The following is a 20,424-nucleotide window of genomic DNA, read 5'->3' on the forward strand; positions in this document are numbered from 1 at the left end:
GGCCGGAGGCACTCGGGACGCAATTCTGCGGTTGAGCGCACGGCCGCATCCGGGGCCGCACCTGAGTTTATCCCTCCTGGGGGCCCTAAAACAGGGCCCAACGGCCGCAGGTGTGCCCGGTCAGGAAATGACGCCGTCCACCAGCGCCTTTGCCTCGGCTTGGACCTGCTTGAGGTGCTCCGCGCCCTTGAAGGACTCGGCATAGATTTTGTAAACGTCCTCGGTACCGGACGGACGGGCCGCGAACCAGGCGTTCTCCGTGACGACCTTAAGCCCGCCGATCGCCGCCCCGTTGCCCGGCGCCTCGGTCAGCTTGGCCGTGATTGTTTCACCTGCCAGTTCCGTGGCGGTAACGTCCGACGGCGACAGCTTGCCGAGTGCGGCCTTCTGCTCCCGGGTGGCCGCTGCGTCGATCCGTGCGTAGACCGGGTCGCCGAATTGTTCGGTGAGGCCCTGGTAGAGCTGCGACGGCGACTTGCCTGTCACCGCTGTGATCTCCGAGGCCAGCAGGGCCAGCAGGATGCCGTCCTTGTCCGTGGTCCACACGCTGCCGTCTTTTTTGTTGAACGATGCGCCGGCAGATTCCTCGCCGCCGAAGGCCCCCTCCCCGGACAGGAGCCCGGGGACGAACCATTTGAAACCGACCGGCACCTCAACCAGCTTGCGTCCCAGGCTTTCAGCCACCCGGTCGATGATGGATGAGGACACCAGCGTCTTGCCGATCACGGACTGCGGGTTCCAGCCGGTCCGGTGCCGGTACAGGTAGTCAATCGCAACGGCGAGATAGTGGTTCGGGTTCATCAGCCCGCCCTGTCCATCAACAGAGGGCGTCACGATGCCGTGCCGGTCGGCGTCGGCGTCATTTCCGGTGGCGACGTCGAAGGCGGCGGACCCGTCCGCACCAGCAGCCATCCTGTTGATCAGTGAGGCCATCGCCGACGGCGAGGAGCAGTCCATCCGGATCTTTTCATCCCAGTCGAGTGTCATAAAGGCCCACTGCGGGTCGACGGTGGGATTGACCACTGTGAGGTTCAGGTGGTGGCGTTCGCCGATCTCGCCCCAGTAGTCCACCGATGCGCCGCCCATCGGGTCGGCGCCGATCCGGACGCCCGCCTCCCGGATTGCATTGAGGTCCAGGACGGAGGGGAGATCGTCCACATAGCTGGACAGGAAGTCGAACTTGCCCGTGGTGCCGGCGCTCAGCGCCTCGGCGAGGGGAATCCGTTTAACGCCGCGCAGCCCGTTTTCCAGCAGTTCGTTGGCGCGGTTGGCGATCCAGCCGGTCGCGTCGGTGTCGGCAGGCCCGCCGTGCGGGGGGTTGTACTTAAACCCGCCGTCGCCGGGCGGGTTGTGGCTGGGGGTCACCACGATGCCATCAGCCTGGGGGGCGCCGGCGGCAGAGTTGTTGTTGTGCGTGAGGATCGCGTGGCTCAGCGCCGGGGTGGGTGTGTAGCCGTGCCGGGCGTCGATCAGCACGTGCACGCCGTTAGCCGCGAGCACCTCGAGGGCCGAATTCTGGGCTGGTTCGCTGAGCGCGTGGGTGTCCTTGGCCAGGTACAGGGGTCCGGTGATGCCCTGGCCTGCCCGGTACTCCACGATTGCCTGGGTGATGGCAAGGATGTGGGGTTCGTTGAAGGAGGCCTTCAGACTGGAGCCACGATGGCCGGAGGTGCCGAAGGCCACCCGTTGGCCCGGGTCCGTCAGATCGGGGGATACGTCGTAGTACGCATCCAGTAGCGCAGTGATGTCAACAAGGTCTTGGGGTTGGGCAACAGTGCCCGCGCGGCTAGCCATGGCACCAGCATGCCAGACCGAAGGGGCAGTCAACACGATTTCGGCGGATTGCGGCTCCTATGACGAAGAAATGGCCTGCCCGCGGAACAGCCCGGCGGTACTCTGGGTCTAGAGGCTTTAAGAGGGGAAATCCATGACCGAGCAGCCAAAACACGGCAACGGCGACACACCGGAGGGCTACGGTCCGGCGGCCACAGGGCAGGGACCGGGAGGGGGGCAGCACGGCTGGCCCGCCCCGGGCTACGGCCAGCCCGCCGCACCCTACGGCGCGCCCTATACTGCGGCACCGCAACAGCCGGACGGGCAGCCTCCCTACGGGCAGCCTCCCTACGGTCCGCCCGCCCCGTACGGTCCGCCCGCCCCGTATGGGCAGGCCGGCCCGTATGGGCAGGCCCGCGGCACGTTTAACGCCTACGGCCAGCCGGCATATTACGGGCTCCCCGCCGAACCCAAGGGCCTGAGCATTGCCAGCTTATGCTGCGGCATCGCCGCCCTTGTTGGGTTGGGATTTTTTATCCTGCCCCAGATTGCGGCCGTCATCCTGGGGCATCTGGCGCTGAGGCGCGAGCCCGGCGGAAAAGGCATGGCCATCGCCGGGCTTGTCCTGGGCTATGTGGGCATCGCCCTGACAGTCCTGGTGATCGTGATCATCTCGATCGTGGCCGGTAGTGTCCGCTACACCGGCGTTGCGGTCTGAAGTCCGGGCCAGCGGCCAACTAGGCCGTCAGCGCCGCCACCAGCGCGTCGGCGTTGGCTTCGAGCCACGCCGCGCGGCGGCCGATCAGCTCACCCACGCCGTCGTTCCACATCCGGGCCCAGCCGCCGCCGAGTGCCGCGGCGTTGTGCCGCATCCGTTCACGGCTCAGTGCCATGGCCTCGATGCCGACGGCCGGCAACCGCCGTCGTTCGCCGTCATCCCAGCCGTAGGCGTCGGCGAAGAGCCGGAGTCGACGGAACGGGTCTGTGCACTCCCAACCTGGCCAGAGGTCGGCCGGGTCGTGGAGCGGTGTCCAGTGCATCGCCGTATTAAAGGAATCCTTAAAGGCCGTTGAGGGCCCGGCAAGGTCGAAGTCCACCAGGCCCACCGCCACCCCGCCGCGGACCACAACATTTTGCGGCGTCACATCCAGGTGGCACACCAATGTGCGCCCGGCGCTGTCCGGACTGTCCGGCCGGACGGCTTTGGGCGGGAACGGGTGTTCCCTCGGGATGTAGCCGGACGAGGCCGTATGCAGTCGGCGCAGCATCCGGGCCACGGACACCAGCAGTTCCTCGGACTGCACCCATAACTCCGGAACGGACCCCGCGCACTGCCCGGGCACAAAGGTCAGGACGTCCCTGCCGGCCGCATCCCGGCCCAGGAACCGCGGCGAGGCGTCGAATTCCGCGTCTTCGAGCCAATCGAGGTATGCCGCGACGGCCAGTGACTGCGGCTGGTGCGGGCGGCGGATGGTTCCGCCCACCCGCACCACGCCGTCGGTGACATCGCCCGCCGGCATCAGTTCGACGTCGGACGCCTCGCCGGGGGCGGGGATGTAGACGCGGGACTCAATTGGCGGGCGATGCCTGGAGCTCATCGGCTCAGCGTACGCCGCCCATTAGCTTCTTGATCGCCGGCGAGGCAGCTGCCATGCCAACGGCCAGCAGCATGGCGGTCCCGCCGATGCCGATGAAGTACGGAAGTTCATCCTCCGGGTTGTACAAGCCGGCCAAAATGCCCGCCAGGGTGGTGCCCAGGGACACCGAGAGGAAGAACAGCGCCACCATCTGCGTGTGGAAGGCCTTGGGCGCCAGTTTTGTGGTTACCGACAGGCCGATGGGCGAAAGGAACAGTTCCGCGAGGGTAAAGAGGAACAGGATTCCCACAAGTGCCAGGAGCGGAGTTTTGCCTTCCCCAGCCAACGGAATAAAGGCCAGGAAGGCCAGCCCCATCACAAAGAGGCCGATCGAGAACTTCAGTGCCGAGCCGGGCTGCCTGCGGCCCAGCCGAGTCCAGAGTGCGGCCATAATACCGGCGAAGATGATGATAAACACCGGGTTGATGGACTGCACCCAGGCGGCCGGCATTTCCCAGCCGAACAGGTTGCGGTCCAGCTTCTCCTCCGAGTACACGGCGATGAAGGTGAACTGCTGCTGGAAGAGGGCCCAGAACGCGGCCGAGGCGATGTACAGCGGGATGAATGCCGCCACGCGCCGGCGTTCGGTGCCGTCCACCTTTTTGCTGCTGAAGATCAGGATGAAGTACAGCACCGAGGCGCCGATTGCGGCGTAGGCCATGGACATGGCAAGGTTTTGCGCGTTCACAGCGCCGGTGGCGAGCAGCGCAGCTATGACGGCGGCAATGCCGGCGAAGACTATGCCGTACTTGGTGCGCTCCGCAGCGGGCAGCGGGTTGGCCACACGCTGGGATTCCTCGGGCAGCTTCTTGCGGCCCAGGGCGTAGACGCCGAGGCCCAATGCCATCCCGACGGCGGCGGCGCCGAAGCCCCAATGGAATCCCTGGCTTTCCTGCAGCCAGCCTGTGACCAGCGGGCCGATCAGGGCGCCGGCGTTGATGCCCATGTAGAAGATAGAGAAGCCGGCGTCGCGGCGTTCGTCCTTCTCCCGGTAGAGACTGCCAACCAGCGCGGTGGCATTGGCCTTCAGGCCGCCGGAACCGACACCCACCAGCACGAGGCCGGCGATGAGGCCGGGAATGCCGGGGACCAGGGCCAGGGCGATGTGCCCGGCCATAATCATCACGGCGGAGCCGAACAGTACCCGCTCCGAACCGAAGAGCCGGTCCGCGAGCCAGGCGCCGAGGATGGTGGAGAGGTACACCCCGCCGCCGTAGGCGCCGACGAGGCTGGCGGCGAGGCCCTGTTCAATCTCCAGGCCGCCCTGGGCAGCCGTGAAGTACATGTAGTAGAGGAGGATGCCTTGCATTCCGTAGAAGGAGAAGCGCTCCCACATTTCTACGGAGAAGAGGCTGGCCAGCATCTTTGGGTGGCCAAAAAAGGAGGTATCGCCCGGCGTTGTAGCGGGGGGATCAGTTAAATGAGTTGTGCTCATTTACTTAATGCTGACAGTGTGTCGCGGGATTGTCACATTCGCGGCGCCCCGGGGCAAGTCATTTCGGGGTGCGCTGTCACTGGATGACGTTTCCGATGCGGCGTTTGGGACCCGGTAGCCTCACCCGGTGGGAACGGCGGGTGGGGGCAGGCTACCCGGCGTCGAACATGATGACTTGGCGGACCGCTTTTCCGTCGGCCAGCTGGTCCATGGCCTGGTTGATGTCCGCCAGTGCGATGCGGGACGAAATCAGCTCCTCGACCGGCAGTTTTCCTTCCCGCCAGAGCTGGGCGTACTTCGGAATATCCCGGGACGGCACTGCTGAGCCAAGGTAGCTGCCGACGATGGTCCGGGCCTCCGCCGTGATGGTCAGGGGCGAGATCTGGGCGCGCGCGTCCGGGTGCGGCAGGCCCGCGGTGATGGTGGTGCCGCCCACAGCGGTGGCGGCGAAGGCGGTCTCGAAGGCGCGCGGGTTACCGGCGCATTCGATCACGTACCGGGCCTTGATGCCCTCCGCCAGGACCTGCTGCGGGGTGTAGGTCTCGTGGGCGCCCAGACGGCGGGCGTGTTCGAGCTTTTCCTCGAGCGTGTCCACGGCGACGATCCGCGAGACCCCCTGCGAAACCGCGGTGATCAGCGCGGCCATACCAACGCCTCCGAGCCCCACGATCATCACACTGTCCTGCGGCCGGGGCCGGGCCGCGTTCAGCACCGCACCGCCGCCGGTCAGCACGGCGCAGCCGAGGACGGCGGCGACGTCCGCCGGGATGTCATCATCGACCGGGACGGCCGAGGCGCGGTCCACAACGGCGTGGGTGGCGAAGCCGGAGACGCCCAGGTGGTGGTAGATCTTTTCGCCGCCGCGGCCCAACCGCATCGATCCGTGCAGGAGGGTACCTTCGCCGTTGCTCCTGGAACCAGCGGTGCAGGGGAGCCGCCCATCTTCCCCGCAATTCGGGCACCGTTCGCAGCGGGGCAGGAAGGACATCACAACACGCTGGCCGGGCGCCAGGTCCTTGACCTCCGAGCCGACCTCGACGACGCGTCCCGCAGCCTCATGCCCCAGCAGCATCGGCACCGGGCGCACCCGGTTCCCGTCCACAACGCTCAGATCCGAGTGGCAGATGCCGGCGGCTTCGATCTTCACCAGGACCTCGGTGGGCCCCGGACCGTCCAGCTCCAGCTCGGAGATGGTGATGGGCTTGGAGTCAGCGAAAGGGCGGGGGCGCCCGATTTCCTCGAGTACAGCACCGGTGATCTTCATTGTTCCCTTTCAGTTGGGAGCCTTCAGAGAGTGGACATGTCCTGGCGTTGACCAGCTCCACCGTATCGGCCGCGTCCGCGGAAATCATCCCGGCTCATCCCGGCGGGAGGCTAGAAGCCCAGCTGTGTGGCAAGTTGCAGCAGCAGGGCCTCGGAGCCCATCGGCCCGATCAGCTGGATTCCCATCGGCAGCCCCGAGCCGGCCGCGCCGCCGGTCCAGTGCACCGGAAGGGTGATCGCGGGCAGCCCGCATACGTTTACCATCGAGGACCACGGTGCATACTCGCACTGCTTGCGGTAGTCGCCGTCAGCGTCTCCGGCCCATTCGGCCGCTGGCCAGTAGCCGTTGCCGTGGGCAGTTCCGGTGAACCAGCCAACCGGACGGGGGGTCTGGGCCAACGCCGGCGTCAGGATAAGGTCCCAGCCGGTGTATTGGGCGATCGTGTCCCGCTGGAACCGGCGCAGGAACGCGAGGGATTCGGCGAGTTTCGCGGGACTCCGCTGCTGGGCCCGGCGCCGGAAGGTCCGGGTGAGGGGCGTCAGGAGCGCCTCGCGCTGGGGCAGGATCCGGGCGCTGCCGACGGCGGCGGTCCAGGCCGTGGTGAACGCATCCGGGTAGCGGTTGTCGTAGCGGATGGAGGCATCGGAGGTCTCGTGGCCCGCTGCTTCGAGCAACCGGACGCCTTCAGCAAGTGCGTCGAGGGCCTCGGGGTCCGGGGTGAAGGGGAAAAACGTCTGCCACGGACTGTCCAGGCTGACGCCAACGCGCAGTGTCCGTGGTTTTCGCGCTGAGTCTTCCAGGTAGCCCGGTGCGCCCTCCCATCGGACCCGCTGCGGACCGGCGGGCTTGAGCGCGTCCAGCAGCAGGGCAGCGTCGGCGGCCGAGCGGGCCAGCGGACCGGAGACGACGAGCCCCGCGGCGTCCCCCGTGCTTTCCCCCGCGGGAACCAGCCCCCGCCCCGGTTTGAGTCCCACGAGTCCGCAGGCGGCAGCCGGAATGCGGACCGAGCCGCCGCCGTCGGATCCCGGCGCGAACGGCACCAGGCCGGCGGCCACCGCAGCTGCACTTCCACCGGAGGATCCGCCCGAGCTGCGGCTGAACGCATGCGGGTTGCGGGAGGGCGGCGCGATCCGGTTCTCGCTGTAGGCCGTCAGCCCGAACTCCGGCACCTGCGTTTTCCCCAGCGAGACCACGCCCGTGCCTTTGAGCTTGGCAGCTAGGGCGCCGTCGAGCAGGGCGGGTTTATGCTCCAGCGCTGCGCTGCCGTGGGTGGTGATAACTCCGGCGACGTCTGTCAGGTCCTTAAACGCCACCGGCACCCCGTGCAGCAGCGGCAGCCCGGCACCGTCCCGGGCGGACCGGGCGTAGCGGTCATCGGCCGCCGCCGCGTCGACCATCCCCTGCTCGGCCGTGACGGTGATAAACGCGCCAAGGTGAGGGTTTATCGCCGAAATGCGGTCCAGGAAGTGGCCGGCGGCCTGCCGCGCCGACAGTTCGCCCCCGCGAAGGGCATCGCGCAGCTCGACGGCGGTCAGTTCATGGATTTCAGCCAAGGAAACGCGGCTCCAGCGCTCGCCCGGCCGCCCTGGCCCTCGGCTTCGGTGCACCTGCCCACTCCCCGGGCCCACGGGCGGACACGTTGGGCGTATGCCCAGGCCCCGCATCCGGGGGAGGACATGCGCGCGGGTGGGAACTGGACATGTCCCCTGTGCCAGTGGGTCTCCGGTGCGCCATCCCAGAAGCGTAACCTGCCGCCGGGTAGGGGTGCGGCGCTGGCCGGTGGCGATACGCTGAAGGTTGACCATTCATTCTGCGGAAGGACGACCATGAGCGACTTTGACACAGTGACCGTGTCCGACATCCCGGAAGGGGCCCGGATCCTCGACGTCCGCGAAGACTACGAGTGGGTGGCGGGCCACGCGGCCGGCGCCCTCCACATCCCGCTGGACCAGCTCCCGGCGCGGCTTGAGGACCTCGACCCGGACGAGGACGTTTTTGTTATCTGCCGCACCGGTGGCCGTTCCTTGCGCGCCGCCCAGTGGCTATCCGGACAGGGGTATTCCGCCCTGAATGTGGCCGGCGGCATGGACCAGTGGCTGGAAACCGGAATGCCGCTGGTGTCCGACAACGGACTCAAGCCCGTCATCCTGTAGCTGAAGAAAGAAGCGCCGATGCCCGCATCACCTGTGACGTATACCTTCCTCGGACCCGCGGGCACCTTCACCGAGGCTGCCCTGATGCAGGTTCCCGATGCTGCGGAAGCAATCCGTATTCCGTCCTCGAACGTCAACTCGGCGCTGGATAAGGTCCGCGACGGCTCTGCCGACGCCGCCATGGTGCCGATCGAGAACTCCGTGGAAGGCGGCGTCACGGCAACCCTGGACGCAATCGCCACCGGACAGGAACTCCGGATCCTGCGCGAAGCCCTGGTATCGATCAGCTTTGTGCTGGTGGCCCGGCCCGGCACCCGGATTGAAGATATCCGCCGGATCTCCACCCACGGCCACGCCTGGGCGCAGTGCCGGCTGTGGGCAGAAAAATATATTCCTAATGCTGAATATATCCCGGGTTCCTCCACCGCTGCAGCGGCGATGGGCTTGCTCGAAGGCGATATCCACTACGACGCCGCCATCTGCGCCCCGATTGTGGCCGCGAAGCAGCCACGACTCCACGTCCTGGCGGAGAATATCGGGGACAACCCGGGTGCGGTGACACGCTTTGTGCTGGTCGGCCGGCCCGGCCGGCTGACCGAACCCACCGGCGCGGACAAGACCACGGTCGTGGTTCCGCTGCCCGAAGACCGCCCCGGTGCATTGATGGAAATCCTTGACCAGTTCGCGACCCGCGGCGTGAACCTGAGCCGGATCGAATCACGGCCTACCGGCCAATACCTTGGCCACTACTTCTTCAGCATTGACGCCGACGGACACGTGGCGGATGCCCGGGTTGCAGATGCCCTCGCCGGCCTGCACCGGATCAGCCCGGCAACCCGTTTCCTCGGGTCTTACGGACGCGCGGACGGCCAGCGCACCACAGTGGAGCCACACACCTCGGACCAGGCCTTCCGTGCCGCCCATGCCTGGGTAAAAGACATACTCTCGGGAGCATCAGTGGTGCCGGTATATACGTCGGGCGCTTCGCCCACAGCGTAGACAAATGCCGCATGCCGCACTTCCGCCCCTCTGCAACTGTGCGTATGCTTGCCTGATCCATATTGGGGAAGTCCTCTACGAGGGAGCAGGTTATGGCAGATACCAGCCTTGAAAATGACGGCCAGGGAATGATCGTGAACCCGAAGCCGACCGCTGACAATCAGGACTGGGACGGCGACGACGCCGACCGTGCAGACCGGCTGCGCTTCGAAGAGGAGCAGGCAATGATCCGGGAGCAGTCCGAGGCGCGCGCGGCCAAGGCTGCCGCGGAGGCGAAAAAGTCCGCAGCGGCGGCGACGGAAACCAGCGCCTAGCCTTGCTCGGTGCCGTTCTTGACGCGGACGAGCAGCGAGCCCGGGGCAACCTGTACGGTGACCTTCGTGGCCTCTCCGGACGGATCGCCGTCGACCTGTGTGGGCATTGGTTCCGGACAGCGGATGATGATCTTTCCGGAGCGGTAAAACGCCATCACCGGCAGGTTTCTCTTGTGTTTGAGCACAATCTTCCAGTACATCGCCAGCCAGCCGATCGCACTGCGCGGGCTCATCACCACCACGTCGAGCATCCCGTCATCAATCATCGCCTGCGGGATGAAATCAATCCCGCCGGGGATCAACCCGCAGTTCGCGAACAGTACGCTGCGGATCTTCCGGCTCTGCTCCGGCTGGTCGTCCAGTGAGATGGTCACCTTCTTGCGGCGGCCCGGGAGATGCCGGACCCCCGCTTCGGTGTAAGCCAGCCAGCCCACAGCCTTCTTGAGCCCGTCATTGGTGTCGCCGATGACCTCTGCGTCCATGCCGATGCCGGCGATGACCAGGAAGGTGTGTTCCGCCGATTCGTTGGTGCGGGCGTTCTCCACCGTCATCCGCGCCGTATCAATAAAGCGTTGCTGACCGAACAGGGCAGTCTGGACGCTCGCGCGCAGGTCGCCCACGTCCAGGTGGATGTTGCGGGCCAGCAGGTTGCCGGTGCCGAGCGGGATCAGGCCCATGGCGGTTTCCGTGCCGGCCAGAATGTCCGCCACCACCCGGACCGTGCCGTCGCCGCCGCCCACCAGTACGACGTCGGCGCCGGACTGGACAGCGGCCCGCGCCTGCGAGAAGCCCGGGTCCGCGGCAGTAGTTTCGTAAAACTGCGGCGGCGCCCAGCCCGCTGCTGCGCACGCATTCGCTATCAGTGTCCGGGCTTCGCCTGATCGGGCCTTGATCGGGTTCATCACCACTGCGACCTTCTGCTGGCCCAGGCCTGGGCTGTGCGTTTCCTCCGACACGGTGCTGCGGCTGTGCCTGGCTTTGAGCTTGCGCACTCCCCACCAGCTGGAGGCGGCAAACGCCAGAACTCCAGCGATGACGAGATAGAGCAGCCAGTCACGCATTGTGCTCCAACACTATCCCGCCGGTGGGCGGTGATTTGGTTGCCCGGTGCAGGCGCCCGGATTGGATACTCTTATCAGGTGATCGACGTAAAAGACCTCAGCGAAAATCCGGACACGTTCCGGGCCAGCCAGCGCGCCCGCGGTGCCGATGAATCCGTGGTGGACGCGATCATCGCAGCGGACTCGACCCGGCGTGCGGCCCTGATCCGCTTCGAGAACCTCAGGGCCGAGCAGAATGTCTTCGGAAAGAGGGTGGCGCAGGCCAAGGGCGAGGAGAAGCAGGCCCTGCTGGCCGAGGTCAAGGTCCTCGCCGGTGAGGTCAAAGCAGCATCGGTTGAGGCCGACGTCGCACAGTCCGCTCACGAGGAACTGCTGCGCGGCATTCCCAACCTCATCGAGGACGGTGTCCCAGCGGGCGGGGAAGACGACTACATCGTCCTCAAGGCCGTCGGCACCCCCCGCGAATTTAACGACTTCGAGCCGAAGGACCACCTGGAAATCGGTGAGCTGATCGGCGCCATTGACATGGAGCGCGGTGCCAAAGTATCCGGTTCGCGCTTCTACTTCCTGCGCGGGGCCGGGGCGCGGCTGGAAATGGCGCTGCTGCAGATGGCCATGGAGCAGGCCATCGACGCAGGCTTTGTGCCGATGATCACCCCGACGCTGGTGCGCCCGGAGACCATGCAGGGCACCGGATTCGACGTTAAGCACGACGCCGAGATTTACCGGCTCGCGGAGGACGATCTGTACCTCGTGGGCACCTCCGAAGTGGCCCTTGCCGGCTACCACGCCGATGAAATCCTGGACCTCTCCAAGGGTCCGATCCGCTTCGCCGGGCAGAGTTCGTGCTACCGGCGTGAGGCTGGCTCGCACGGCAAAGACACCCGCGGCATCATCCGGGTCCACCAGTTCAACAAGGTGGAGATGTTCGTCTACACCACGGTCGAGGAAGCTGCGGCCGAGCACGCCCGGCTCCTAGCTTGGGAAGAGGAGATGCTGGCCAAGTGCGAGCTGCCCTACCGGGTGATTGACACCGCAGCCGGTGACCTCGGCAACTCCGCGGCGCGCAAGTTCGACTGCGAGGCCTGGGTTCCGACGCAGGGGGCGTACCGCGAGCTGACCTCGACTTCCAATTGCACCACGTACCAGGCGCGCCGGCTCAACATCCGCGAACGTGTGCTGAACGGGGACGGCGCCCCCAAGGGCACCCGTGCGGTCGCCACGCTCAACGGCACCCTGGCCACCACCCGCTGGATCGTGGCCATCCTGGAGCACCACCAGAACCCGGACGGCTCCGTTAACATCCCGCAGGCACTGCAGAAGTATCTCGGCGGCATGACGGTCTTCCCGGTCATCTGAGCCGACTGCGCCCGGCCCGGGTTCCGCCGCGTGCGGCGGAACCCGGGGTCAACAGCTGTTCACCCCGGGTTTACCACCCGTTGTGGCCTGCGTCCTAGCGGGTGTCAGGGGTGTCTGCTCTACTTGTTAGATGACAACAATGACTGAAACTTCAGTCGCCGGCAACGATGACCGGCGAGACACTAACCAGAACAACACCGCAGGCCACAAGCTGATGGTTGCGCTCGACGTCGACGGCACCCTCGTGGACCACGACGGCCATATGTCCGTTCCCGTCCGCGAAGCCGCCCGGGACGTTGTGGCGGCGGGCCACCACGTGACCATCGCGACGGGGCGGTCGCTGAATGCGACCCTGCCCATCATTGAACATATCGGCATTGAAAACGGCTATGCGGTCTGCTCCAACGGCGGCGTCACGTTGCGTCTGGATTCCGGCCTGTCCGAGGGCTACGAGATCATGCACAAGGCAACCTTCGACCCCGGGCCCGCGCTCAGAGCACTGCGCAAGCGGCTGCCCTCGGCAAAGTATGCGCTGGAGGATGCGGACGGCAACTTCCTCTCCACCGAGCGCTTCCAGGACGCCAGTTTCGGCGTTGAGGCCATTGGCGTGGACTTCCAGACCTTGCTGGAAGCCACTGCCGTGCGCGTTGTTGTCTTCAGCACCGAAAACACGCCCGAAGAGTTCAACACCGCCATCCGCCACATCGGCCTCGCCGGGGTGACCTACTCGGTGGGCTGGACGGCGTGGCTGGACATCGCCGCCGCCGGAGTCACCAAGGCGAGTGCGCTCGAGCAGCTCCGCGGACGGTTGAGCGTCGAGCCGCACCACACCGTTGCCGTCGGCGACGGCCGCAATGACATCGAGATGCTCGGCTGGGCCGCGCGCGGCGTCGCCATGGGCCAGGCGCCCGAGGAGGTCATCGCCGCCGCAAACGAGGTCACCCACTCCGTGTATAACGACGGTGCCGCCCACGTGCTGCGCAGCCTGCTGCCCTAGCCGGGCCGGGCGGGGTGTCAGCGCGCTTCGAGGATGAGGCCCAGGAGCCTGGCCGCGGCGGGACGCGCCGCGTGTTCCTCATTCCACTGCGCGCGCGCCACTGCCTTGCTGACAGCCTGGGTGGTAATCCCGAGTTCCTCAGCCACCGCCTTTTGCTGTCCGCGAACCCCGGGGGTCAGCAGGTCCAGCACCCGCCACTCGGCCAGGCTGCGGTCGTGCACGATCTGACCGAGCAGCCGCAGGACGGCTTCCGACTCCGCGGCGAGGTCTGCAAGCGGGCCTTCGACGGCCACCGGGATCCGGTCCTTGCCGTTGCGCAGCCGGTCCACGGCCCGGCGGGCATAAATGAGGCCGTGACCGGAGGCGTCCTTGATCTGGTTCGGCAGGGGTTCATTGACCGGGCCGACACCGATGCCGACGTACCAGCTGCCTGTCCGCAGGGAGATCATCGCCGCTTCGACGGCCTGCAGGGGACAGTCCACAATGCCCTGGACCTCATCCTCGACCGAGCGGTCGAAGTCCAGGCGCGCCGGGATGTGCCGCAGGTCCTTGAGGAGCTGGGGCACGCAATCGCCGTCGCGCCGGCTGTCGGTTTGGTTGATCGTCAGCGTGAACATTCTGGATCCACACTACCCGGTGGAATGCGTCAGGCAAGAGCGCCAAAGCGGTGCCGGCGGGACGGCGCGCCGGCACAAAAGGAGACTGGTTCCAGTGCCGGCTGCGGCGGCTGCGGCGGCCCGGAAAGCAGCTGATCCTGACCGTTGGTTTCGGCCGGATCAGCTTTAGGACCCCGGCCGCAGTTCTCCGGCGTCTCAGACGGCGCGGTAGCGCAGGGCGCCAGGAATCCCGCCGCGGCGCCCGAGGCCCTCCCCGGCGGCAAAACGGGCCCACACGGCGCGGAGCTCCCTGCCCTGGGCGTTAATTTCCGCCCAGTCGGCACCTGCGAGCAGCCCCGCCCCTTCCCAGGTCTTTTGGTCTCCGAACAGCAGGGGCAGGTCTACTGTGTGCGCGGCACCATAGACGTTTCCGGGCGCGGCCCAGGACAGCACATAACTGTAGGCCGTGCCGCCGGCCCGGGCGTGCCGCCTGGCGAACTTCCTGGCGGACCGGCCATACACGGCCTCGGTGACGGCCCAGTTGATGCCCCGCACGATAGCGGCCCCGAGCAGCGGGACCTTGGCCACGGCGCTGACGGTGCGGTTGCGCGGCAGGAACATCCGGGCTTCCTCGGAGGTGTGTCCGATCAAAACCTCAATCCCGGCAGCAGTGTTGTTCCATGCGTCCTCGATCGCGGATTCCCGCGGCAGCGGGGCGTGCCCGTACTGGGTGCCGAACGGCATGGCCGCTTTCAGCCCGAACTTCCGGGCCACCTGCGAAACGTGCCCCTCGATCTCGACAACTTCCATCGCCGGTGTGTCCTTGGTGACGGTTTGCGCCGCGATGCCCATCGCGTGGCTCATCTTTTCCCGACCCCGGGTAATGCCGAGGGGTGCGCTCTGAATAATGGCCCGCCGGAACAGGGCGGGGGCTTCCGCCGTTGCCATCAGATGGGCGACGGCGTCCCCGCCGGCGGACTGTCCGAAGGCCGTGACATTTGCCGGGTCGCCGCCGAAGGCGCTGATGTTGCGCTGGACCCAGCGGAACGCCTCAAGCTGGTCCAGGAGGCCCAGGTTCGCGGGCCGTCCGGTGCCGCTTGCCAGGTAACCAAACAGGCCCAGCCGGTAGGTCACGGACACCACGATCACGCGGTTTTCGGCCACAAGGGACTTGGGGTCGAAGATCGCCAAGTCCCCGGAGCCGGACGTGTAGGACCCGCCATGGAGCCACACCATCACCGGCACACGCTCGTGCGCAGTGAGCCCGGCCGGCATGGTGATAGAGAGCCGCTGGCAGTCCTCGCTGCCGGGAAGCTCCCCGTAGCGGGTGCCGAGGATCTCATCCAGGAAAGGGACCGGAGCCTGCGGGCACGCCGGCGAAAGGGACGTCGCCGCGAGGACAGCGGTCCGGTCAGGTACAGGCACCGGCGGCTGGAACCGTCCGGCGCTGGCATAGGGAATTCCGCTGGCACGCAGCACCTCGCCGTCCCGCCATCCGGTGACCGGACCGCTGGGTGGGCTAAAGGCAGGATCGTCGTTCATGAGCCAACAATTTCACACATTCCTGACCCGCCACTGACAGGCCAACGTAGTTTGCGCTGCGCTTGGCTCTGCGCTGAAACGGCAAACGCGGGGCCGGTGACAGCCACATCCGGAAGCCGGATGGGCGGTCAACGACCCCGCGTTGGAGTTCCGGAACGTTAGTGCGTGTGGGGAACGTAACGCTTGATCGACGCCTCAAGCTCGGCTTCGGCGGCAGCACGGTCGCCCCAGCCCTCAGCCTTGACCCACTTGCCCGGCTCCAGGTCCTTGTAGCGGGTGAAGAAGTGCTCGATTTCCCGGATCAGGAATTCACTGACGTCGGTGATCTCGTTGATGTGATCGAAGCGGGCGTCGGTGGGCACGCAGAGCACCTTCGCGTCGCCGCCGCCGTCGTCGGTCATGTTGAACACGCCGATGGGGCGTGACTCGACGATAACGCCGGGGTGCAGGTCGAAGTCCTGCAGCAGCACAAGGGCGTCCAGCGGGTCGCCGTCTTCGCCCAGGGTGTTCTCGAAAAACCCGTAGTGCGTGGGGTACTGCATGGAGGTGAACAGGACGCGGTCCAGGCGGACGCGGCCGGTCTTATGGTCGACTTCGTACTTGACGCGTGATCCCTTGGGGATCTCGATTGTCACGTCATGCTTCATGGAATACTCCTTGACGAATTCAGGGGTGCGCGGTTTTCAGGGGTGCGCGGCACACACTCACAGGAGGTTGCCGGTGCCGCCGACTACTATTGAGGATATAGCGAGAGGCGCTGGTTTCAGGAACTAGTGGGGACATTTCGGGACTAAAGGACCAGTAGCAGGATGAAACGCAGAACGAGCCGCCCGGGCGCGCGGCCGGCGACCGGGCCGCTTCGGCGGAACCTTCCGCTGCTGCTCCAGACCCTATTGGTGGCGGCGCTCGCCCTCCCTGCCGGCGTCGCGCTGGCACCGGCGTTCCGCGGCCCCGCGTCTTCCGCGGCCACGGGCGAAAATACCCCGACCTGGCAGCAGGTCCCCGGTACGCTGGCCCCCCGCGGCGGCACCGCCGCCGGCAGCGGCGGCATCGAACCGCTCACTGCCGCCGCCCCTCGCCCGGCACCGGGTGACCTCGCTGCGCAACTGAACGAAACCCTCAAGACCGACGGTGCCGGGGACTTTACCGGTATGGTGCAGGATGCCCTCACCGGGGACGTATTATTCGACCGTTCCGGCGACGCGGTCCGCGTTCCCGCCTCCAACATGAAGCTGCTCACGGCCGCCGCTGCCCTGCGCACCCTCGGACCGGAGCGCCGCTTCAGCACCAGGGCAGTGGCGGGCAATGCCCCCGGAACTGTGGTGCTCACCGGCGGCGGGGACGTGCTGCTCGGCGCCGGGGAATCGGTGCCCGACGCCGTGCTGGGCCACGCCGGACTCGCTACCTTGGCACAGTCCACGGTCCGGGCGCTGGAGGCCGGGAACGTCACCGGTCCCTTGACGGTGCAACTTGACGACTCCCTGTTCACCGGCCCCGCTCTGAACCCGGCCTGGAGCCCGGAGGATGTTGCCGCGGGTGAGGTAGCGCCGCTGTTTCCGCTGGCACTGAACTCCGCCCGGTTCGACCCGGCCAGCACCACCGGGCCCCGCCCGCAGGACGCCGCGATGACCGCCGCCGAAGCCTTTTACGCCCAGCTTTCGACGGCGGCTGCAGCGGCCGGGCTCTCGGTGGCGCCCGGCGTTGGACGGGTCCCCGCGGGAACTGCCGAAGGCGATGCTGAAGCCCGGGTCCTGGCCGAGGTCCAGTCAGCGACTGTCGGCCAGCAGGTGGACCTGCTGCTGCGCACCTCGGACAACTACCTCGCCGAGACGATGGGCCGGATGGCGGCAACCGCGGCCGGTAAACCCGGCAGTAACGACGGCGCCGTCGCGGCCGTTCTGGAGCAGCTCGACGACCTGGAGATCCCTGCCGGCACACTGCGCGCAGCTGACGTCTCCGGCCTGGCCCTGGACAACCAGGTGTCCGCCCGCCAGCTTGCCGGGGTGGTTCGGGCCATCACGTCGGGCACTGACACCCGGCTGCGGTCCGCTCTGGCCGGATTTCCGGTCGCCGGGCTCACCGGAACGCTGGGGGACCGGTACATGGATGCGGCCACGGCGCGCGGCGCGGGCCTGGTCCGGGCCAAAACCGGCACGCTGAACACCGTCCTTGCGCTAAGCGGCTACGTGGTGGACGCCGACGGCAGGCTCCTGGTGTTTTCCTTCATTGGCAACGGACTGACGCCGGGGGCGGCGAATAAGGCCGTGCTGGACCGCGCCGCGTCCGTCCTGGCCGGGTGCGGCTGCCGCTGACGCGCGCGGCCGTTCGCCGGCCGACGAATTTAAGGCGCATTGTCAGTCCGCTGTGATCTGATGGAGCCTATGGAGTCCTCTGCCGGCGCGACGTCACCCCAAGTCCAAGCCCTCATCAACTGGGAGCTGGCCGCTTCCACTGCCGCCCGGCTCACACCCGCCGGACCTATCCTGGCAGCGGCGGACATCGAAGCCGCCGTGGACAACCTGCGCCTGATGGCGGACATTTCGGTCCCGCACGTCCATAGCATCACCGGTCTCGATGCCGCCCGCGACCTCCGTGACTCCTCGGTCCTGGTGGTGGACCGCGCCTCTTGGGCCAAGGCCAATACCCAGAGTTTCGCCGTAATGCTGCAACCGGCGATGGAAAAGATGCTGGAGGGCCGCCGCGGGACCCTCAACCCCGGCGCGGCCAGTGTCAGCGGGGCCATTACGGGCGGCCAGCTGGGGGCGATCCTCGCGTTCCTCTCCAGCAAGGTCCTGGGCCAATATGACCCCTTCTCGGCCCTGGCCGAGAACTCCACCGCGCCCGCCGCCGGGCGGCTGCTCCTCGTCGCCCCGAACATCATCTCCGTCGAACGCGAAATTAACGTCGAACCCGAGGATTTCCGGCTGTGGGTCTGCCTGCACGAACAAACCCACCGGGTGCAGTTCGCCGCCGCGCCCTGGCTTCGGCATCACATGCTGGACGAGATCGAAAGCCTCAGCGGCCAGCTGCTTGGCAACGTCGACTCCCTGATGGAACGGGCCTCCGCCGCAGCGAAGTCGCTCAAGGACCGCACCGCGTCCGGCGCCGCGCCCAGCCGGGGGGCCATCCTTGACCTGCTGCAGAACCCCGAGGAAAAGGCCGCGATCTCACGCCTGACCGCCCTGATGAGCTTGCTGGAAGGGCACGCCAACGTGGTGATGGATGCTGTCGACGCCAGCATTGTGCCCTCCGTGAAGACCATCCGGCAGCGCTTTAATACCCGGTCGAAGGACCGCGGCGTGATTGAGAAGTTCATCCGCAACCTGCTCGGGCTGGACGCGAAGATGCGCCAGTACAGCGACGGTTCGAAGTTCGTGCGCGAAGTAGTGGACGTGGCCGGCATGGAGGGGTTCAACAAGGTCTGGGAGTCCGCGGAACACCTGCCCAGCGAGACAGAAATTCACAACTCCAGGCTCTGGCTCGAACGGATGGGGCATTAGTTCCGTGACGCCCAGTCCTGCCTCCAGCGAACGACGCCGGCCGGGCCGGCTGGCGCCAGTCGTCGGCACGGCACGGAAAATGCTGCAGGAGTCGCTGGGTGCAGCAGGATACCCCGAGCGGATCCTGGTCGCCTGCAGCGGCGGACCCGACTCACTGGCCCTCGCGGCGGCCGCTGCCCACTTCGGCCGCCGCGGCCACGTGGACGGACATCCCGTTTCCGTGGGCGCCGTGGTGGTGGACCACCAGCTGCAGCCCGGCTCCGCCGGTGTTGCCGCCGCCGCCGCCGCGACCCTGCGGGATCTGGGCCTCTCGCCGGTACACGTCAAGGCCGTCGAGGTCGCTTCCACCGGGGTGGGCCCGGAGGCAGCCGCCCGGGACGCCAGGCACGCAGCTTTGAACGCCGCTGCAGCTGAGGACGGCGCCGGCGCCATCCTCCTCGGCCATACCCTCGATGACCAGGCCGAACAGGTACTGCTTGGGCTCGCCCGCGGTTCCGGGACGCGCTCCCTGGCGGGGATGCGGCCCGCCCGCGACAAGCTGTTACGGCCCTTCCTGGGGCTGCGCCGCGCCGACACCCTCGCAATCTGCGCGGCTGAGGGGCTTGAGCCATGGCACGATCCGAGCAACGTGGATCCCGCGTTTGCACGGTCACGGACCCGGGTCGAGGTGCTTCCGCTGCTTGAGCAGAAGCTTGGTCCGGGCGTTGCCGAGTCGCTCGCACGGACCGCGGCGATCCTGCAGCTGGACGCCGACTACCTAGAGGACGTGGCGAATGACACCTTCCTCAGCCTCCGGGAACAATCCGGAACAACCATCAGCCTCCCGGAGGAAGCCCTGCGCGGGCTCGCGCCGGCCATCAGGTTCCGGGTCATCGCCAAGGCCGCGGCCGCCGTCGGAGGCCAGCAGCCCAGCTACCAGCGGCTGCTCGCCGCAGAAGCCCTCCTCCGGCGGCGGGGATCGGCCGGTCCCGTGGAGCTTGCCGGCGGGGTCAACGTCTACCGGCTCCCGCTCGTCCAACTGCTCGCCGAAGGGCCGTCCGGGCCCGGAAGTGTTCCCCGCGGGGCGGCCCGCTGTGGGAAGCTTGTATTCCGGCCTCAAAAACCGCCCCAGATATAGTCGCCCCCGCATCTACACAGGAGTTATTGGTGGATTCAAACGACGTCCAGGCAGATCTTAAGCACGTTCTGTACTCCAAGGAGCAGATCCAGACCCGGATCACCGAACTGGCTGCCCAGATCGACAAGGACTATGAAGGCCGCGATCTGCTGATCGTCGGCGTGCTCAAGGGCGCAGTGATGGTCATGGCCGACCTCGCCCGCGCACTCCACAGCCACGTTTCGATGGACTGGATGGCCGTCTCGTCCTACGGCTCCGGCACGCAGTCCTCCGGTGTGGTCCGCATCCTCAAAGACCTGGACACGGACCTCATGGGCAAGGACGTCCTGATCGTCGAGGACATCATCGACTCCGGCCTGACCCTGTCCTGGCTCAAAACCAACCTGGAATCCCGTGGCACGGCCTCCGTGGAAATCTGCACCGCATTCCGCAAGCCCACGGCTTTGAAGGTCCAGATCGACGTCAAGTACGTCGGCTATGACATCCCCAACGAGTTCGTGGTCGGTTACGGCCTGGACTACGCCGAGAAGTACCGGAACCTGGACTTCGTCGGAACGCTCGCGCCGCACGTCTACGAGTAGCACACCGACGCTGGGGACACCGCAAAGCTCCGCCCCGGGCCCGGCCATCCCCGGCCCCGCTACGCCCTCAGGGAACTTTTGCACTTCACCGTGCGT

The 20,424-nt window shown here is 67.0% G+C and carries 19 protein-coding genes; 10 read left to right on the forward strand and 9 right to left on the reverse strand.

Features of this window, described 5'->3' with window-relative positions; genetic code table 11:
* Positions 1–120: 120 nt before the first annotated feature.
* Entirely contained in the window at positions 121–1,794 is a 1,674-nt protein-coding gene (pgm, locus tag QK287_RS04855) for a phosphoglucomutase (alpha-D-glucose-1,6-bisphosphate-dependent) (RefSeq protein ID WP_226773101.1), read from the reverse strand.
* A gap of 133 nt (positions 1,795–1,927) precedes the next feature.
* Between pgm and QK287_RS04860 the strand changes: the two genes are divergently transcribed.
* Positions 1,928–2,491, forward strand: coding sequence for a DUF4190 domain-containing protein (locus tag QK287_RS04860; protein WP_282359480.1), 564 nt, complete (start codon positions 1,928–1,930; stop codon positions 2,489–2,491).
* Positions 2,492–2,510: 19 nt separating this feature from the next.
* Here the strand turns inward: QK287_RS04860 and QK287_RS04865 are convergent, their stop codons facing one another.
* From QK287_RS04865 to QK287_RS04880, 4 genes are all read right to left on the reverse strand, one after another.
* On the reverse strand, positions 2,511–3,371 hold the full coding sequence (locus tag QK287_RS04865) for a phosphotransferase (RefSeq protein ID WP_282359481.1): 861 nt from the start codon (positions 3,369–3,371) through the stop codon (positions 2,511–2,513).
* Positions 3,372–3,375: 4 nt separating this feature from the next.
* Entirely contained in the window at positions 3,376–4,845 is a 1,470-nt protein-coding gene (locus QK287_RS04870) for a peptide MFS transporter (RefSeq protein ID WP_226773098.1), read from the reverse strand.
* Positions 4,846–4,996: 151 nt separating this feature from the next.
* On the reverse strand, positions 4,997–6,109 hold the full coding sequence (locus QK287_RS04875; RefSeq protein ID WP_282359482.1) for an alcohol dehydrogenase catalytic domain-containing protein: 1,113 nt from the start codon (positions 6,107–6,109) through the stop codon (positions 4,997–4,999).
* Between the two features lie 110 nt (positions 6,110–6,219).
* Complete coding sequence (locus QK287_RS04880) at positions 6,220–7,662, reverse strand: amidase (protein ID WP_282359483.1); 1,443 nt, start codon at positions 7,660–7,662, stop codon at positions 6,220–6,222.
* 273 nt (positions 7,663–7,935) lie between these two features.
* On the opposite strand from QK287_RS04880, the gene QK287_RS04885 reads away from it, so the two are divergent.
* The 3 genes from QK287_RS04885 (at position 7,936) to QK287_RS04895 (ending at position 9,575) form a co-directional block, all read left to right on the forward strand.
* The gene (locus QK287_RS04885) at positions 7,936–8,262 is read left to right on the forward strand and encodes a rhodanese-like domain-containing protein (protein WP_226773821.1); all 327 of its coding nucleotides are present in this window, start codon (positions 7,936–7,938) and stop codon (positions 8,260–8,262) included.
* An 18-nt stretch (positions 8,263–8,280) separates the two neighbouring features.
* Positions 8,281–9,261 (forward strand): prephenate dehydratase, encoded by a 981-nt coding sequence (pheA, locus tag QK287_RS04890; protein ID WP_282359484.1) that lies wholly within the window; start codon positions 8,281–8,283, stop codon positions 9,259–9,261.
* Positions 9,262–9,353: 92 nt separating this feature from the next.
* Positions 9,354–9,575: a hypothetical protein gene (locus tag QK287_RS04895; protein WP_226773823.1), complete on the forward strand. Its 222-nt coding sequence runs from the start codon at positions 9,354–9,356 to the stop codon at positions 9,573–9,575.
* Here QK287_RS04895 and QK287_RS04900 read toward each other — a convergent pair.
* Positions 9,572–10,636, reverse strand: coding sequence for a diacylglycerol kinase family protein (locus QK287_RS04900; RefSeq protein ID WP_226773824.1), 1,065 nt, complete (start codon positions 10,634–10,636; stop codon positions 9,572–9,574). The genes QK287_RS04895 and QK287_RS04900 overlap by 4 nt on opposite strands.
* Positions 10,637–10,714: 78 nt before the next feature.
* Here QK287_RS04900 and serS point away from each other — a divergent pair, with 78 nt between their 5' ends.
* Together serS and QK287_RS04910 are read left to right on the forward strand one after the other, a co-directional pair.
* A complete protein-coding gene (serS, locus tag QK287_RS04905) occupies positions 10,715–11,995 on the forward strand; it encodes a serine--tRNA ligase (RefSeq protein WP_226773825.1) in 1,281 nt (426 codons plus the stop codon).
* Between the two features lie 130 nt (positions 11,996–12,125).
* On the forward strand, positions 12,126–12,992 hold the full coding sequence (locus QK287_RS04910) for an HAD family hydrolase (RefSeq protein ID WP_226773826.1): 867 nt from the start codon (positions 12,126–12,128) through the stop codon (positions 12,990–12,992).
* 17 nt (positions 12,993–13,009) lie between these two features.
* On the opposite strand, the gene QK287_RS04915 is transcribed toward QK287_RS04910, so the two are convergent.
* The 3 genes from QK287_RS04915 to QK287_RS04925 form a co-directional block, all read right to left on the reverse strand.
* Complete coding sequence (locus tag QK287_RS04915; RefSeq protein ID WP_226773827.1) at positions 13,010–13,609, reverse strand: helix-turn-helix domain-containing protein; 600 nt, start codon at positions 13,607–13,609, stop codon at positions 13,010–13,012.
* A gap of 195 nt (positions 13,610–13,804) precedes the next feature.
* A complete protein-coding gene (locus QK287_RS04920; protein WP_226773828.1) occupies positions 13,805–15,130 on the reverse strand; it encodes a carboxylesterase family protein in 1,326 nt (441 codons plus the stop codon).
* Positions 15,131–15,288: 158 nt separating this feature from the next.
* Positions 15,289–15,777, reverse strand: a complete 489-nt coding sequence (locus tag QK287_RS04925) for an inorganic diphosphatase (RefSeq protein WP_226773829.1) — start codon at positions 15,775–15,777, stop codon at positions 15,289–15,291.
* A gap of 162 nt (positions 15,778–15,939) precedes the next feature.
* Here QK287_RS04925 and dacB point away from each other — a divergent pair, with 162 nt between their 5' ends.
* The 4 genes from dacB to hpt all read left to right on the forward strand — a co-directional run bounded on the left by dacB (position 15,940) and on the right by hpt (position 20,328).
* A complete protein-coding gene (gene dacB, locus QK287_RS04930; RefSeq protein WP_282359486.1) occupies positions 15,940–17,442 on the forward strand; it encodes a D-alanyl-D-alanine carboxypeptidase/D-alanyl-D-alanine-endopeptidase in 1,503 nt (500 codons plus the stop codon).
* Between the two features lie 69 nt (positions 17,443–17,511).
* Positions 17,512–18,630 carry a zinc-dependent metalloprotease gene (locus tag QK287_RS04935; RefSeq protein WP_226773831.1) on the forward strand — a complete coding sequence of 373 codons (1,119 nt, stop codon included), beginning with the start codon at positions 17,512–17,514 and terminating at the stop codon, positions 18,628–18,630.
* 79 nt (positions 18,631–18,709) lie between these two features.
* Positions 18,710–19,747 (forward strand): tRNA lysidine(34) synthetase TilS, encoded by a 1,038-nt coding sequence (gene tilS, locus QK287_RS04940; RefSeq protein WP_226773897.1) that lies wholly within the window; start codon positions 18,710–18,712, stop codon positions 19,745–19,747.
* A gap of 29 nt (positions 19,748–19,776) precedes the next feature.
* On the forward strand, positions 19,777–20,328 hold the full coding sequence (hpt, locus tag QK287_RS04945) for a hypoxanthine phosphoribosyltransferase (protein WP_226773832.1): 552 nt from the start codon (positions 19,777–19,779) through the stop codon (positions 20,326–20,328).
* Positions 20,329–20,424: the final 96 nt, after the last annotated feature.

Origin of the sequence: Arthrobacter sp. AL05, assembly GCF_029960715.1 — a bacterium.
Lineage (GTDB): Bacteria > Actinomycetota > Actinomycetes > Actinomycetales > Micrococcaceae > Arthrobacter.

Bases quoted from the DNA above. Each gene is read 5' to 3' on its own strand.
- QK287_RS04870 (WP_226773098.1), bottom strand. From the start codon at position 4,845: ATGAGCACAACTCATTTAACTGATCCCCCCGCTACAACGCCGGGCGAT.
- QK287_RS04875 (WP_282359482.1), bottom strand. From the start codon at position 6,109: ATGAAGATCACCGGTGCTGTACTCGAGGAAATCGGGCGCCCCCGCCCT.
- QK287_RS04860 (WP_282359480.1), top strand. From the start codon at position 1,928: ATGACCGAGCAGCCAAAACACGGCAACGGCGACACACCGGAGGGCTAC.
- QK287_RS04935 (WP_226773831.1), top strand. From the start codon at position 17,512: ATGGAGTCCTCTGCCGGCGCGACGTCACCCCAAGTCCAAGCCCTCATC.
- QK287_RS04910 (WP_226773826.1), top strand. From the start codon at position 12,126: ATGACAACAATGACTGAAACTTCAGTCGCCGGCAACGATGACCGGCGA.
- tilS (WP_226773897.1), top strand. From the start codon at position 18,710: ATGCTGCAGGAGTCGCTGGGTGCAGCAGGATACCCCGAGCGGATCCTG.
- QK287_RS04925 (WP_226773829.1), bottom strand. From the start codon at position 15,777: ATGAAGCATGACGTGACAATCGAGATCCCCAAGGGATCACGCGTCAAG.
- QK287_RS04915 (WP_226773827.1), bottom strand. From the start codon at position 13,609: ATGTTCACGCTGACGATCAACCAAACCGACAGCCGGCGCGACGGCGAT.
- pheA (WP_282359484.1), top strand. From the start codon at position 8,281: ATGCCCGCATCACCTGTGACGTATACCTTCCTCGGACCCGCGGGCACC.
- QK287_RS04865 (WP_282359481.1), bottom strand. From the start codon at position 3,371: ATGAGCTCCAGGCATCGCCCGCCAATTGAGTCCCGCGTCTACATCCCC.
- QK287_RS04885 (WP_226773821.1), top strand. From the start codon at position 7,936: ATGAGCGACTTTGACACAGTGACCGTGTCCGACATCCCGGAAGGGGCC.
- QK287_RS04920 (WP_226773828.1), bottom strand. From the start codon at position 15,130: ATGAACGACGATCCTGCCTTTAGCCCACCCAGCGGTCCGGTCACCGGA.
- pgm (WP_226773101.1), bottom strand. From the start codon at position 1,794: ATGGCTAGCCGCGCGGGCACTGTTGCCCAACCCCAAGACCTTGTTGAC.
- dacB (WP_282359486.1), top strand. From the start codon at position 15,940: ATGAAACGCAGAACGAGCCGCCCGGGCGCGCGGCCGGCGACCGGGCCG.
- QK287_RS04895 (WP_226773823.1), top strand. From the start codon at position 9,354: ATGGCAGATACCAGCCTTGAAAATGACGGCCAGGGAATGATCGTGAAC.
- QK287_RS04900 (WP_226773824.1), bottom strand. From the start codon at position 10,636: ATGCGTGACTGGCTGCTCTATCTCGTCATCGCTGGAGTTCTGGCGTTT.